Raw genomic sequence first — 14,994 nt, 5'->3', positions numbered from 1 at the left:
GGGGGGGGTGGGCGTTTGTTTGGCTACTTGCGTTTTACCGGTACCTTGCTGCCCCCCCCCCCCCCCCCCCCCCCCCGCCCCGCCAACCGCGGCTTTTGATTTCAGCATCCAACCACGAGGGGCTCAGCCGTTCGCCGCCGCAAACACCGGGCGCGTCAGGTTGTCCGCCTCGCCATCAGAGCACAGCACTTCGTCTTCAATGCGGATGCCGCCGTACGGACGGAAGAAGTCCACACGCTCCCAGTTGATCGCATCGCCATGACCGGCGGCCTTCACTTCGTTCAACAGCATGTCGATGAAGTACAGGCCCGGCTCGATCGTCACCACCATGCCCGGCTCCAGCACGCGGGTCAGGCGCAGGTACGGATGGCCGGCAGGACGCTCGATGCGGCCGCCTTCATCGCTGGCCGCGAAACCGGCCACGTCATGCACCTGCAGGCCGATCAGGTGGCCGATGCCATGCGGGAAGAACGCGGCGCTGACGCCGGTTTCCAGCGCAGTCTGCGGCGATACCTTGATCACGCCGAAGTCCTTCAGCACGCCCATCAGCGACAGGTGCGCATCCACGTGCAGCTGCTTGTAGTCGAAGCCCGGGCGCACGGCCGCGCACATCGTCTGCTGCGCGGCATCGACCGCTTCGATCATCGCCGCGAACTCGTCATGGCCGGCGGCGGCGTAGGTGCGGGTGATGTCGCTGGCATAGCCGTGCGCGCTGGCGCCGGCATCGATCAGGAAGCTGCGCAGCGGCTGCGGTGCCTTGCGGCCCAGTTCGGTGTAATGCAGCACCGCCGCATGCTCGTTCAAGGCCACGATGTTGCCGTACGGCAGCTCGGTGGCGTCCTGGCCCACGGCCTGGCAGTACGCCATGTGGATGCTGAACTCGTCGGCGCCGTTGCGGAACGCCGCTTCGGCCGCGCGATGGCCGCGCACGCCGAGCACCTGCGCCTGGCGCATCAGGGCGATTTCGTACGGCGTCTTGCTGCCGCGGTGCCATTCCAGGTAGTTCACCACCGGCGCCGGATTGTTGGGCACATACGCGCCCAGCGCGCTCTGCGGCTCACCCAGGATCGCGCAGCGCGCCGGGTCGGGCGGCAGCAGTGCCAGCGCTTCGTCCGGCGTGCGGATGATATGGATGTCGAAGTGCTCGACCCACCAGCCGCTCGGTGCATCCGGCACCACATGCCAGTAGTCGAACGGCTGGTGGAAGATCACCGCCGGACGCTTGCCCGGGGTGAACACGATCCAGCTGTTGGGTACACGGGTCAGCGGCAGCCAGGCCTTGAACTGCGGGTTGACCGCGTACGGATAGTCACGATCGTCGAAGACCTGGTAGTGCAGGGTGCCGCTGGGCACCACCAGGTGGTCGAAGCCGCCGCGTGCCAGCGCCTGCTCGGCGCGTCGGCACAGCACGGCCAGGTGGTCGGGATACAGGGCGCCGGGGTCTTGCTGGATCATTGCGGTGGCTCGACACGGAAAACGGCCCTAGATTCTGCCGGATACCGACGCAATCCGCTGTGCCGGAACCGGCACTCAGCCCGTCGAAACCGGTGCCTCGTCGCTGTCTTCGCCGATCCACCGGCGCAGCAGCTGCCGATGCTCGCGTGACAGGGTCAGGAAGCGGAAGCCTGCCCAGCTCTGGCCGGGGGCATGCGCCGGTTCGCTCCACAGCAGGTGTACGCCGACGTCGATCCACTCGCTGCGGCCATCGGCCACTGGCAGCGGGAAGCGCAACTGATACAGCGCATCGTCGCGCAGCGCGGCGCTGGCCAGCATCAGCATGCCGGTCTCGGACACGTTGCCAAGCCGACCGACCACGCTGTCGCGCATCTGGTCGGTCACCGGTACCAGATCGGACACCTGCCGGCGCGGCGCGCGGCGGGTATCAACGGGCGGTTGCGTACTCATGCGTTGGGCTCCTGCGGGCGACGTCCGGCCAGCGTGCGCAGTGCGCTCAGGCTGGCCTGCCAGGCGCGGTCGACCAGACGGCCCCTGTCTTCGGTGACCAGCTGCGCGCGTCCGGCGGCCATCTGCCGGGCGAGGGCATCCAGGGTGGTTTCGCCGATCTTCTGCCCACGCGCGTTGACCAACAGCACATGACCGGTCAGCAGGCTGTACCAGGACAGGCGCTGGCGGCGCAGCGCGCCCTCGCCATCGTCGATATCGAACCAGCTGCCGAAGGGCAGCGCGCACAGCTGCTGGTAACTGGTCTCCTCGGCCTCGCTGCGCGGTGCGGCGTCGCTTGCCGGGGCCTGTGCGCCGTTGTGTTCGCCCAGCCGTGCACGGGCTTTCAGGCGTGCACTGAGCTCGGTGCGCGAGGTGCTTTCGTCTTCGCCACCCGGCGTGGACAGGCGGCGCGCGACGGCAGCCGCCTCCTCTGCGTGGTAGCCCACCTGCAGCAGGGCCGATTCAACCTCGGCAGCCAGCGCAGCGTCGGTCGCGCTGCTTTCGCTGGCGGCCTCGGCAGTGATCGCCGCGATGCGTTCGGTCTGCTGCAGGCGCTCCTGCCATTGCGGAGAATCGTCGCCGTGGCGCAGGCGGGTCAGCGTCAATGCATCTGCCCACGCCTGGCGCAGCAGTGTCTGTACGAAGCGCGGCGGCTCCTGCGTATCGCAGCACTGGTCGATCTGCGCATTGGCCTGGCGTCGCGCAAGTTCCAGCCGCTCCTTGCCGCGTGCGGCTTCCACGTGGCGGCGCTCGGCCAGCTCGGCGCGGTGCGCGGCGGCGCGCTGGTGCTGCTGTATCTCGTCGTTGGCGGCGGCAAAGGCCTCGGGCGTGCGTGCATCCTGGCCGAGCAGGCCCTGCACGCTCTGCGCCAGCCGCTGCAGCAGCTGCGGATCGACATCGTCATCGCCGAGCCAGCTGGCGCCGGCTTCAGCGACATGGTTGAGCAGTTCGCGTGCAGGATGTTCGTCGCGCACGAAGAAGCCCGGGTCGGCCATCGCTGCGCGCGCCAGCGGTACCTGCAGGCGCGCGAGCAGCGCGGCTGGCACCGGGTCCGGCCGTTGCTGCTGCTGCACCTGCTGCAGCAGCAGGCGCAGCAGATCGAGATTGTCGCGGTCGTGGCTGCCAAGGCTGGCCTGCGTGCCATGTTCGCTGCGCAGCTGGGCGAGCACGGCGGCCTGCAGATCGGTCATGGCGCTGGCGGCGCCGGCCTGCACCTGCAGGCGCGCCAGCACGGCATCAACCGCTGCACTGGGCAGGGCCGCTGGATCGGCCGCTGGCTGTGGGGTCTGCCGCGCCTGTTGCAGCATCTCGTGCAGCACGCTGCTGGCCGGTACCGTCATGCCGGCCGACGCGCCGGGCGCGTCCGCATCGGCGAAGGCGTCCTGCATCAACGTCGACCACGAGCCGGGCGGTGCCGAGCCACCCCAGCCGGTCATCGGCGTGGGCACGCGCGGAGACGGGCGTCCGCTGCGGCCGCTGCCGACCGACTGGGTGATGATCCGGCGGGTGCTCGAAGAACGTGCCAGGTACGGGGTGTAGACCAGGCCCGGCAGGATGCCGTGCTGTGCCAGCAGCGCATTGGCGCGGTCGAGCACATTGCCCAGCCGCTCCAGTACCTGCCGCTCGAAGCTGCGGTACAGCGCCATCTGTACCTCGGCGCTGAGGGCATCCTGCTCGGCCAGCTTCCGCACCATCGCGCACAGGGCCTGCGGTGCCAGGGGCAGGGTGTCAGCTTCAAAGGCCGGTGCGCCGGCGACAACACCCAGGCGCTGGCCCAGCAGGTTCAAGGCGTTGGCCGAACGCAGGGTTTCCCGGCGCACCATTTCGGTCAGCAGCAGGTCGCGGTCGACTTCATGCTCGGCCACCAGGCTCAACCCCAGCATGCCGGGCAAGGGCGGTGGTGTGGCGGTAGCCACGACCGGGGTGATCGGTTCACGCAGCCGCGCAAGCGCATCGGCCAGCGCATCGAGCATGCGGTCGCTGAAGTGGCCGGCGAACGCATGCAGCTGGCCGCGCTGTGCCAGCAGGTCGGCCTGCTGTTGCGGGTTGCGGGCATGGTCGGCGTCATGCAGCAGGGTCTGCTCCAGCGCTTCCACGGTCAGGATCAGCGGTGCCGTCAGGGCCTGGTGGCACAGGCCGATCAACGCGCCCAGCAGCTCGCGCACGCGCGGCGGCAGGTCGGCTGCCGCCAGGCGGGCAGTGTCGGCACTGGAAAGGGAAAAGACAGCAGACATCGGCGGAGGGGGTCCGGATTCCCGCGGATCGATCTTGGAATCTACCGTGTCGGCCGGTGAAGGCGCTACTTTAGCGATGGATCCATTCAGGGCCGCCTTCGATGGCGGCGCCGCAGCAGATCATGCTTCCAGGAACAGGCTGACCACATCGTTGGTGAAGCGCCGGCCCAGTTCGGTCGGCTGCACGTGCCCGTCTGCCACCACCAGCCAGCCACGCTGCACTGCTTCGCGCAGTGGTACGTCCAGCACGCTGCGGGCCAGGCCGGTGCGCGATTCGAAATCGCGCAGGCTGAACCCTTCGTGCAGGCGCAGCAGGTTGAGCATGTACTCGAACGGCAGGCGCTCGGCGGCAATCACTTCGTCACCGCCGAACGATGCGGCCGTGCCTGCGGTATCCATGAACGTCTGCGGGTGCTTGTGCTTCCAGCGTCGCAGCACGTGTTCCTCGGCGCCGGAACTGATCTTGCCGTGTGCGCCGGCACCGATGCCCAGGTAGTCACCAAAACGCCAGTAATTCAGGTTGTGCGCGCTCTGCCGGCCGGGGCGGGCATAGGCACTCACCTCGTACTGGCCGAAGCCGGCCTGCGCCAGCAGCGCCTGGCAGTGTTCCTGCATGTCCCAGGCATTGTCTTCATCGGGGATGCCCTGCGGCGGCCGCGCGAAGAACACGGTGTTCGGTTCCAGGGTCAGCTGGTAGTGCGAGATGTGGGCCGGCTGCAACGCGAACGCGCGTTCCAGATCGGCCTCGGCACCGGCCAGGGTCTGCTCCGGCAGTGCGTACATCAGGTCGATGTTGAAGTTGTCGTAGCCCGCGTCCTGCGCCATCTTCACCGCGCGCTCGGCCTCGCCACTGTCGTGGATGCGGCCCAGTCTTTTCAGCGCGGCATCATCAAAACTCTGGATGCCGAAGCTGAGGCGGTTGACCCCGGCCGCGCGGTAACGATCAAAGCGACCGTGCTCGGCGGTGCCCGGGTTGGTTTCCAGGGTGATCTCGGCATTCGGTGCAAAGCGCAGGCGGGCACTGGCCTGCTGCAGGAAGCGGTCGATCGCCTCGGGCGGGAACAGGCTGGGCGTGCCACCCCCGAAGAACACGCTGCTGACCACCCGGCCCCAGACCAGCGGCAGGTCCTGGTCGAGGTCGCGCACCAGCGCATCGATGTAGGCATCGAAGGGCAGTTCGCCCTTGGCCTGGTGCGAGTTGAAGTCGCAGTACGGGCACTTGCGCACACACCACGGCAGATGCACGTACAGCGCCAGCGGCGGTGGCACCAGACGCGGTGGTGTGTCGTGGTCGCAGGACTCGCCGGGCAGGTGGTTGCAGTGGTCGTGGTCGTGATCGTGATCGTGCGGCATGGTGGTCATCGGTAGTGCCGGCCGCTGGCCGGCTTCCCTGTGTCGATCGGGTGGGGTATCAGAGCCAGGCCGCGAGCTGCTGCTTGAGCTGCTGCAGGGCGATGGCGCGATGGCTGATGGCGTTCTTCAACGCCGGTTCCATTTCCGCAGCCGTCAGGCCGTGGGTGGTGTCCAGGAACACCGGGTTGTAGCCGAACCCATTCGTACCGCGCAGTTCGCGGATGATCTGACCTTCCCAGCGGCCTTCGCAGATCAGCGGCTGCGGGTCGGTGGCATGGCGCAGCAGCACGATCACGGCGTAGAAGCGGGCGCTGCGCTGGCCATCGGCGATGTCGGCCATCGCTTCCAGCAACTTGGCATTGTTGGCCGCCGCATTGGTCGGGTGACCGGCATAGCGCGCGCTGTACAGGCCCGGTGCACCGCCGAGGGCATCGACGATCAGGCCCGAATCATCGGCCAGCGCCGGCAGGCCGGTCGCTTCGCAGGCCGCGCGCGCCTTCAGCAGCGCGTTCTCGACGAAGGTCAGGCCGGTCTCTTCCACATCGCCCAGCCCCAGTTCGGCGGCAGAGGTGATCTGCAGCGGCAGGTCGGCGAGGATTTCCTGCATTTCCACCAGCTTGCCAGCGTTGTGGCTGGCCAGGACAAGCTTCTTCATCAGCGGGGCTCCAACAGGTCCCAGGTGTTGCCGTACAGGTCGCGGAACACCGCGACCGTGGCGTAGGGTTCTTCGCGCGGTTCTTCCAGGAACTGGACACCGGCAGCCAGCATCGCCGCGTGGTCGCGGCGGAAGTCATCGGTGTTGAGGAAGAAGCCGACGCGGCCACCGGTCTGGTTGCCGATACGACTGCGCTGCTCGTCGTCGCTGGCGCGGGCCAGCAGCAGGGCGGCGGCGCTGCCATCGGTCGGGCCGACCACCACCCAGCGCTTGCTGCCCTGGTCGATGTCGTCCAGCAGCTGGAAGCCGAGCTTGCCGGTGTACCAGGCGATGGCCTCGTCATAGTCGGCCACCACCAGGGTGGTCAGGGCAATGCGCCGGTTCATGCCGACAGCGCTGCCTGCTGCGCGGCCAGCAGCTCGGTCACGCCCTTCTCGGCCAGGCCCAGCAGGGCATCGAGCTCGTCACGGCGGAAGGCATGGCCTTCGGCGGTGCCCTGCAGTTCGATGAAACCGCCGCCGTCGTTCATCACCACGTTCATGTCGGTGTCGCAGTCGCTGTCTTCGGCGTAGTCCAGGTCCAGCACCGGGGTGCCGCGGTAGACGCCGACCGACACCGCCGCCACCGCGCCGAGGATCGGATTGCGCTTGATGTCGCCGCGCTTCATCAGCACGTTCACCGCATCGACCAGGGCCACGTAGGCGCCGGTGATGGCCGCGGTACGGGTGCCGCCGTCGGCCTGCAGCACGTCGCAGTCCAGGGTGATGGTGCGTTCGCCCAGTGCGTTGCGGTCCACGCAGGCGCGCAGGCTGCGACCGATCAGGCGCTGGATCTCCAGCGTGCGGCCGCCCTGCTTGCCGCGTGCGGCTTCGCGGTCGCTGCGGGTGTGGGTGGCGCGCGGCAGCATGCCGTACTCGGCGGTCACCCAGCCTTCGCCCTTGCCACGCAGGAAGCCCGGCACCCGGTTCTCGATGCTGGCCGTGCACAGCACGCGGGTTTCACCGAAGCAGACCAGCACCGAACCTTCGGCGTGGCGGGTGAAACCGCGCTGGATGACGACCGGGCGCAGCTGATCGGGCTGACGGCCACTGGGGCGGAAATCGGACATGGGGCAGGTTCCGTAGGGAAAGGGAGTACGCCACCATCCCCGCGGCCTTCACGGGGCGGGGAAAGGGGCTCAAAAGAGACCGCTAGGGTACCATTCCCCCTTTGCAAGCACCGGATACATCCATGATTCGAAGCATGACGGCCTATGCCGGCGGCGAGCGCTCCACCCCGTGGGGAACGCTGGGCTGCGAGCTGCGCTCGGTCAACCACCGCTTCCTGGAAGTGGGCACGCGCCTGCCCGAGGAACTGCGCGCATTGGAACCGCAGCTGCGCGAACGCATTTCCGCGCGCCTGAGCCGTGGCAAGCTGGATCTGGTGATGCGCCTGCGCGCGCCGGACTCGGCCGCCAGCCTGCAGGTCAACGAGGTGCTGCTGGGCCAGCTGGGCCAGCTGGCGCACCGGCTGACCTCCGATTTCCCCAACCTGCAGGTCAGCTTCACCGACCTGCTGCAGCTGCCGGGCGTCACCCAGGGTGAGGCCACCGATGCGGCAGCCCTGCAGATTGAAGCGTTGGCGCTGCTGGACCAGGTGCTGGAGGGCTTCATCGCCGCCCGCGAGCGTGAAGGCAATACGCTGGCCACCGCCATCGCCGAGCGCGTGGATGCCATCGAGCGCATCGCCGCCGAGGTGCGCACGCTGATTCCGGCCATTCGCGACGGCCAGCGCACCAAGCTCGCCGCCCGCTTGGCCGACCTGCCGCATCCGGTTGATCCGGGCCGCGCCGAGCAGGAACTGGTGATGTGGCTGCAGAAGCTGGACGTGGACGAGGAGCTGGATCGCCTGTCCAGCCATATCGTCGAGATCCGCCGCGTGCTCAAGCAGCGTGAACCGGTCGGCCGCCGCCTGGACTTCCTGCTGCAGGAGTTCAACCGCGAGGCCAACACGCTGGGCTCCAAGTCGGTGGACAGCCGCACGTCCAACGCCGCCGTCGAGCTGAAGGTGCTGATCGACCAGATCCGCGAGCAGGTGCAGAACATCGAATGAGCATTTCCACGCCCCCGGCCGCGATCGCACGCGGCACGCTGTACATCGTTGCCGCGCCCTCCGGCGCCGGCAAGAGCAGCATCGTCAACGCCACCCTGGCGCGCGACCCGCAGATTGCCCTGTCGATCTCGTTCACCTCGCGGGCCATGCGCCCGGGTGAAGTGAACGGCCAGCACTACCACTTCGTCAGCGCCGAGAAGTTCGAGGAAATGATCGCCGCCGGCGATTTCTTCGAACACGCCTGGGTGCATGGTGACTGGAAGGGCACCGCCCGGCAGTCGGTGGAGCCGCAGCTGGCCGCCGGCCAGGACGTGCTGCTGGAAATCGACTGGCAGGGCGCGCAGCAGGTGCGCCAGCTGGTGCCCGGCACGGTGACGGTGTTCATCCTGCCGCCGTCCAAGCAGGCCCTGCAGGACCGCATGCGCAAGCGTGGACAGGACAGCGAGGCGGTCATCGCCCAGCGCCTGGGCGCCGCCCGCGATGAAATGCTGCACTTCAACGAGTTCGACTACGTCATCGTCAATGAAGTGTTCGACACCGCCGTGGACGAACTGTGCGCGATCTTCACCGCCAGCCGCCTGCGCCGGGACGCCCAGAAGGTCCGCCATGCCGGCCTGATCCAGGCCCTGTTGACCCCGGATGCGGGTTCAACTGATTGATTCATAAAGGGTCCGGTGGGGGTTGGCTTGATTTTGTCCAGCCCCTGCCAGTACACTCCGTCCCCTTTCCCTCATTCGACTGAGCGGCCGACCGGTCGCCGGGAGCCCGTATGGCCCGCATTACCGTAGAAGATTGCCTGGAAGTCGTTAACAACCGTTTCGAGCTGGTGATGATGGCCTCCAAGCGCGCCCGTCAGCTCGCCAACGGCGTGCAGGCCACGCTGGACAACAGCGAGACCGAGGACAAGCCGACCGTGCTGGCGCTGCGCGAAATCGCTGCCCGCAAGATCGACAACGCGCTGATCGACGAAGTCGAGAAGGCCGAGCGTGAGCGCGCCGAGCGCGAAGCGCTGGAGTGGGCCGCCGCCGAAGTGGTCGCCGACGAAGACATGTCCAAGAACGACGATTGATCGCATCGATCAACGTCATTGCTGGATACGCCGAACAGCCCGCCCCGTGCGGGCTGTTTCGCATTCAGGGTTTGCCGTAAACGTCGCGCTGGCATAGGCTTTGGCCATGAACCCAGGCCCCACTGCCAAGGTCGCCGCAGTCCCCGCTGCCGCCGTACCCGATTACGTCCTCCAGCTCGAACGCGCCGCCCACTACCTGCCGCCCGAGCAGCTGCCGCTGCTGCGCCGTGCGTGGGAAGTCGGTGCCTCCGCGCACGCTGGGCAGACGCGCAAGTCGGGCGAGCCCTACATCACCCATCCGGTGGCCGTGGCCCAGGTGCTGGCCGAGCTCGGCCTGGACGTGGAAGCGCTGATCGCCGCGATCCTGCACGACACCATCGAAGACACCCCGCTGACCCGCGAGGCCCTGTCGGCCGAGTTCGGCGAAGCCGTGGCCGAACTGGTGGACGGCGTCACCAAGCTGGACAAGCTGAAGTTCCGCGACCGCCAGGAAGCGGCCGCCGAGAGCTTCCGCAAGATGCTGCTGGCGATGTCGCGCGACCTGCGCGTGATCATGATCAAGCTGGCCGACCGCCTGCACAACATGCGCACGCTGGGCGCGCAGAGCCGCGAAGCGCGTGGCCGCATCGCCCGCGAGACGTTGGAGATCTACGCCCCGATCGCGCAGCGGCTGGGCATGAGCCTGGTCAAGAGCGAACTGCAGAACCTTGGCTTCAAGGCGCTGTACCCGTGGCGCCACGCGATCCTGGAAAAGCACATCCGCAGCCAGCCGGTCGTGCGCCGCGAGGCGCTGGCGCAGGTGGAAGTGCAGCTGTCGCAGCGCTTGGCCAAGGAAGGCATCGAGCACCGCCTGGTCAGCCGCATCAAGACCCCGTGGAGCATCTACAACAAGATGCGCGACGAGAACAAATCCTTCGACCAGGTGATGGATGTGTTCGGCTTCCGCCTGGTCGTGCGCGGCGTACCGCAGTGCTACCACTCGCTGGGGGCGGTGCATGCCGCGTTCAAGCCGCTGGATGGGCGCTTCCGCGATTTCATCGCCATTCCCAAGGCCAACGGCTACCAGTCGCTGCACACGGTGCTGTTCGGCCCGTATGGTTCGCCGATCGAAGTGCAGATCCGCACCGAGGAAATGGACCTTATCGCCGAGCGCGGCGTGGCTGCGCACTGGACCTACAAGTTCGGCGGTGATTCGCCCAACAGCGCGCAGAGCCGCGCCCACGCCTGGATCGTCGAACTGATCGATTCGCAGCGGGCCGCCGGTTCGTCGCTGGAGTTCCTCGACAACGTCAAGGTCGACCTGTTCCCGGACGAGGTCTACCTGTTCACCCCCAAGGGCAAGATCCTGGCCCTGCCGCGCAATTCCACCGCGCTCGACTTCGCCTACGCCGTGCATACCGACGTCGGCAACATGGCTGTGGCCTCGCGCGTGGACAAGAAACTGGTGCCACTGCGCACCAAGCTGGTGTCGGGGCAGTCGGTGGAGATCATCACCGCGCGCTCGGCCACGCCCAAGCCGCAGTGGCTCGAATTCGTGGTGACCAGCAAGGCGCGCACCGCCATCCGCCACCAGCTCAAGCAGCTGGAGCACGAAGACGCCGTGCAGTTGGGCCACCGCATGCTCGACCGCGCGCTGGAGGCGATGGACAGCTCGCTGGAGCGCCTGCCCAAGGGCCGCCTGGATGCCTTCCTGGCCGAACACCGGTTCCCGCGCCTGGAGGCCCTGCTGGCGGAAGTCGCGCTGGGCAACTGGATGCCGACCCAGGCTGCGCAGGCACTGATGGCCTACGCCGAACTGCGCGGCGGCGCGCATTCGCGCCACAGCTCGCAGGAAAAGATCCTGATCAACGGCAGCGAGCGTGGCGTGGTCACCTTCGCCGGCTGCTGCCAGCCCATTCCCGGCGACGACATCATGGGCTACCACACCGCCGGCAAGGGCATCGTGGTGCACCGCATGGATTGCCCGAACCTGGCCGAACTGCGCAAGTCGCCCGAGCGTTGGGTGCTGATCGGCTGGGATACCACCGTATCCGGCGACTACGACACCTCGCTGGTGGTGGAAGTGGAGAACGGCACCGGCGTGCTCGCACAGCTGGCCGCGGCGATCGCGCAGAGCCATTCCAACATCGAGCGCGTGGATTACCTGGACCGCGACTTCAACGCCGCAGTGCTGGCGTTCAACATCCAGGTGCGCGACCGCAACCATCTGGCCGAAGTGATGCGTCGCCTGCGCCGCCTGTCGGTCGTGCAGGCCGTTCGCCGGCAGTAGATCCTGCGCGGACCCCGGTAGCGCCGGGCCATGCCCGGCGAGCGCGCAGCGCGGCATGAATCAATTGCCACCGGGCATGGCCCGGCGCTACCGGATCCGCGCTGTTTCCCAACGGGAAGAGGATCCGACCCCAGCCGACATTGCCCCCACCCGGTACAATCACCGCTCTGTTTTCCCCCAACGCACCGGAGCGACCCATGTCCCGCCAGATCATCAACACCGAAAAGGCCCCGGCCGCCATCGGCCCGTACTCGCAGGCCGTGCGCGCCGGCAACACCGTGTATTTCTCCGGCCAGATTCCGCTCGACCCGGCCACCGGCGACATCGTCGGCGTCGGTGACGTCGAAGCGCAGGCCCGTCGTGCCTTCGACAACCTCAAGGCCGTGGCCGAAGCCGCCGGCGGTTCGCTGGACAAGGTCGTGCGCCTGGGCCTGTACCTGACCGACCTGGCCGAATTCGCCAAGGTCAACGCGGTGATGCAGGACTACTTCCAGGCCCCGTTCCCGGCCCGTTCCACCATCGAAGTCTCCGGCCTGCCGAAGGGCGCCAACTTCGAGGTCGACGCGGTGATGGTCATCGACTGACCGCCACGTGGCACGCAAGGCGGCGGTCACCCCGGCACTGGCACCGTCCGGTGAAGCATCGCTTGCGATGCTCGCCGGCGTCGGGCCGGCCGTGGCCGCCAAGCTGCAGGCGCGTGGCCTGGCCACCCTGCAGGATCTCTGGCTGCACCTGCCGCTGCGCTATGAAGACCGTACCCGGCTGACCCGCATCGAAGACCTGCGCAACGGCATTCCGGCGCAGGTGGAAGTGCGGGTGGTGGCCGTCGAGCGCGGCATGCGCTACCGGCCGATGCTGAAAGTGGCAGTGGAGGATGAAGGGCAGGGCACCCTGGTGCTGCGCTTCTTCCATTTCCGCCAGCAGCAGGTCGGCCAGTTCGCGGTCGGCAACCGCCTGCGCTGCTTTGGTACGCCCAAACCGGGGCACCTCGGGTTGGAGATTGTCCATCCCAGTTACCAGGTGCTGGGCCGCAACGACGATCCCGATCTCGGCGACCGCCTCGACCCGGTGTATCCCACCGTCGAAGGCGTCGGCCCGATGACGATGCGCAAGCTGATCGGCCAGGCGCTTGATCGCCTGCCGGAAGAAAGCACGCTGGAACTGCTGCCGACCGGCTGGCTCGAGGGCCTCGGCCTGCCATCGCTGCGCAGTGCGCTGCTGACCGTGCATCAACCACCGCCGGATGCAGACCTGGCCGCACTTGCCGCCGGTACCCATCCAGCGCAGCGCCGGCTGGCAATGGAAGAACTGCTGGCGCACCACCTCAGCCTGCGTCGCCAGCGCATTGCGTTGCAGGCGCATCACGCGCCGCCGCTGGCCGGTCCCGGCAAGCTGGCCAAGGCGTTGTTGAAGCAGCTGCCGTTCGCCTTGACCGGCGCGCAGGCACGCGTGTTCAAGCAGATCCGCGAAGACCTTGCGCGCCCCAGCCCGATGCTGCGGCTGGTGCAGGGCGATGTCGGCTCGGGCAAGACCGTGGTGGCGGCATTGGCAGCGATGCTGGCGGTGGAGCAGGGCAAGCAGGTCGCACTGGCCGCCCCCACCGAACTGCTGGCCGAACAGCATCTCAACAACCTGCGCGGCTGGCTGGAGCCGCTGGGCGTGCGCATCGCCTGGCTGGCCGGCAAGGTCACCGGCAAGGCGCGCGCGAAGGTGATGGAACAGGTTGCCAACGGCGAAGCGCAGGTGGTTGTGGGTACCCACGCACTGATGCAGGAGGCGGTGGTATTCCACGATCTGGCGCTGGCCATCGTCGATGAGCAGCACCGCTTCGGCGTTCACCAGCGCCTGGCGCTGCGCGACAAAGGAAAGGGCGGCAACAACGTGCCGCACCAGCTGGTGATGACCGCCACGCCGATTCCGCGCACGCTGGCGATGTCCGAATACGCCGACCTGGATGTATCGGCCATCGACGAACTGCCGCCGGGCCGCACGCCGGTGCAGACCGTGGCACTGAACAACGATCGCCGCCCCGAGCTGATCGAGCGCATCGCCCTGGCCTGCCGCGAAGGGCGGCAGGTGTACTGGGTGTGCACGCTCATCGAAGAAAGCGAAGAACTGGATGCCACCCCGGCACAGGCCACCTACGAATCGCTGCAGGCGCTGCTGCCCGGCGTGCGCGTGGGGCTGGTGCATGGCCGGCTGAAAGCGGCCGAGAAGCTGGCGACGATGGTCGCGTTCAAGGCCGGCGACATCGACCTGCTGGTGGCCACCACCGTGATCGAAGTCGGCGTGGACGTGCCCAACGCCTCGCTGATGGTGATCGAGAACGCCGAGCGCCTGGGCCTGGCCCAGCTGCACCAGCTGCGTGGCCGCGTCGGCCGTGGTTCGGCGGTGTCGCGCTGCGTGCTGCTGTACCAGGCACCGCTTTCGCAGATGGCACGCGAACGCCTGCAGACCATGCGCGAAACCAACGACGGTTTCGTCATTGCCGAGAAGGATCTGGAGCTGCGCGGGCCCGGCGAACTGCTGGGCACCCGGCAGACCGGCCTGGCCGGTTTCCGCATTGCCGATCTGGCCCGCGACGCGGGCCTGCTGCCGGGCGTGCATGCGCTGGCCGAACGCCTGCTGGCGCAGCAACCGGCGCTTGCAGATCGCGTGGTGCAGCGCTGGATCGGTACGGCCGTGCGCTACGCCTCGGCGTAAGGATCGGGCAGCCGGCCGGGGTCAGAGCCCTTGCCCTGCGACCAACGGATCCGACCCCTGCATTTCCTACGCTGCCGGCAACTGCGTGCCCATGTATTCGGCCAAACCCCGGCATGCCAGCAGCAACCCGAAGGGATAACGGGATGCGGTCATGTCGGCAGTCCTTGTGCAGCAAGGCAGGAGGGCACCCACGCGAAGGCGAGGGTGGCGGACGGTGAGTGGTTCCAATACCGGTGACTGCCTCAAGAGCGCCGACGGGCGCGAAGCCCCCACGCACCGCCCGCCATAGAACGCGCGGACGGATTGCCTGCTGGACGCCACGCAGTAACACGCGCGCAACGCCGGCAGGCAAGCGTAAACAACAAGGCAGTCAAACGGGATTGGAAGCCCGCGCCATCCGTTGTCGATGGCCTCCCATGTTTTCCATGAAGGGCTGTGCGTCTCAATGAGAAAAGTTGGAGAGATCGAAAACGCTGCAATTGCAGCGCGGCCCCGCCCGGCACGCCGATTACGTCATCTTTCCCGATCCCGCCGACGTCCATCCACGCATGGCGTGGATCTACCGTGTCGACCAAGGTCGACACCCACCAACAGCAGCGGGAACCTGTCGAAGGCGGGGTGGGTCCGGTTGCGGGGGCGTGAGCCGCATGGATGCGGCGACCGAGCTTACATGGAC

13 protein-coding genes are annotated in these 14,994 nt (G+C 67.7%); 6 read left to right on the top strand and 7 right to left on the bottom strand.

The genetic code is table 11. From position 1 onward, the window contains the following. Positions 1-123 precede the first annotated feature (123 nt). The 7 genes from pepQ to rph form a co-directional block, all read right to left on the bottom strand. Positions 124-1,455 (bottom strand): Xaa-Pro dipeptidase, encoded by a 1,332-nt coding sequence (gene pepQ / locus M2299_RS20355; RefSeq protein WP_099843535.1) that lies wholly within the window; start codon positions 1,453-1,455, stop codon positions 124-126. Positions 1,456-1,530: 75 nt separating this feature from the next. Beyond that, on the bottom strand, positions 1,531-1,905 hold the full coding sequence (locus tag M2299_RS20350; protein ID WP_100436860.1) for a PilZ domain-containing protein: 375 nt from the start codon (positions 1,903-1,905) through the stop codon (positions 1,531-1,533). After that, a complete protein-coding gene (locus M2299_RS20345; protein WP_280884905.1) occupies positions 1,902-4,178 on the bottom strand; it encodes a DUF1631 family protein in 2,277 nt (758 codons plus the stop codon). Before M2299_RS20345 ends, M2299_RS20350 begins: the two co-directional genes overlap by 4 nt. A gap of 120 nt (positions 4,179-4,298) precedes the next feature. Continuing rightward, positions 4,299-5,531: a radical SAM family heme chaperone HemW gene (gene hemW, locus M2299_RS20340; RefSeq protein WP_243379174.1), complete on the bottom strand. Its 1,233-nt coding sequence runs from the start codon at positions 5,529-5,531 to the stop codon at positions 4,299-4,301. 58 nt (positions 5,532-5,589) lie between these two features. After that, complete coding sequence (rdgB, locus tag M2299_RS20335) at positions 5,590-6,186, bottom strand: RdgB/HAM1 family non-canonical purine NTP pyrophosphatase (RefSeq protein ID WP_080150629.1); 597 nt, start codon at positions 6,184-6,186, stop codon at positions 5,590-5,592. After that, positions 6,186-6,572, bottom strand: coding sequence for a VOC family protein (locus M2299_RS20330; RefSeq protein ID WP_025874209.1), 387 nt, complete (start codon positions 6,570-6,572; stop codon positions 6,186-6,188). Before M2299_RS20330 ends, rdgB begins: the two co-directional genes overlap by 1 nt. After that, entirely contained in the window at positions 6,569-7,294 is a 726-nt protein-coding gene (gene rph, locus M2299_RS20325; protein ID WP_025874210.1) for a ribonuclease PH, read from the bottom strand. The genes M2299_RS20330 and rph overlap by 4 nt, the downstream gene beginning before the upstream one ends. Positions 7,295-7,416: 122 nt before the next feature. On the opposite strand from rph, the gene M2299_RS20320 reads away from it, so the two are divergent. The 6 genes from M2299_RS20320 to recG all read left to right on the top strand — a co-directional run bounded on the left by M2299_RS20320 (position 7,417) and on the right by recG (position 14,318). Then, complete coding sequence (locus M2299_RS20320) at positions 7,417-8,277, top strand: YicC/YloC family endoribonuclease (protein WP_032976986.1); 861 nt, start codon at positions 7,417-7,419, stop codon at positions 8,275-8,277. Next, positions 8,274-8,936, top strand: a complete 663-nt coding sequence (gene gmk, locus M2299_RS20315; RefSeq protein ID WP_032976987.1) for a guanylate kinase — start codon at positions 8,274-8,276, stop codon at positions 8,934-8,936. Before M2299_RS20320 ends, gmk begins: the two co-directional genes overlap by 4 nt. Positions 8,937-9,046: 110 nt before the next feature. Beyond that, positions 9,047-9,346, top strand: coding sequence for a DNA-directed RNA polymerase subunit omega (gene rpoZ, locus M2299_RS20310; protein ID WP_005410877.1), 300 nt, complete (start codon positions 9,047-9,049; stop codon positions 9,344-9,346). A 106-nt stretch (positions 9,347-9,452) separates the two neighbouring features. Then, complete coding sequence (locus M2299_RS20305) at positions 9,453-11,615, top strand: bifunctional (p)ppGpp synthetase/guanosine-3',5'-bis(diphosphate) 3'-pyrophosphohydrolase (RefSeq protein WP_025874213.1); 2,163 nt, start codon at positions 9,453-9,455, stop codon at positions 11,613-11,615. Positions 11,616-11,812: 197 nt separating this feature from the next. Continuing rightward, positions 11,813-12,199 carry a RidA family protein gene (locus M2299_RS20300; protein ID WP_025874214.1) on the top strand — a complete coding sequence of 129 codons (387 nt, stop codon included), beginning with the start codon at positions 11,813-11,815 and terminating at the stop codon, positions 12,197-12,199. Positions 12,200-12,206: 7 nt separating this feature from the next. Next, positions 12,207-14,318, top strand: a complete 2,112-nt coding sequence (recG, locus tag M2299_RS20295) for an ATP-dependent DNA helicase RecG (protein ID WP_059064985.1) — start codon at positions 12,207-12,209, stop codon at positions 14,316-14,318. Positions 14,319-14,994: the final 676 nt, after the last annotated feature.

Origin of the sequence: Stenotrophomonas sp. 1278, from assembly GCF_029892765.1 — a bacterium.
GTDB lineage: Bacteria > Pseudomonadota > Gammaproteobacteria > Xanthomonadales > Xanthomonadaceae > Stenotrophomonas > Stenotrophomonas indicatrix.
Note: the sequence above shows the minus strand (reverse complement) of the source record. Positions and strands in the feature narration are given on the sequence as shown.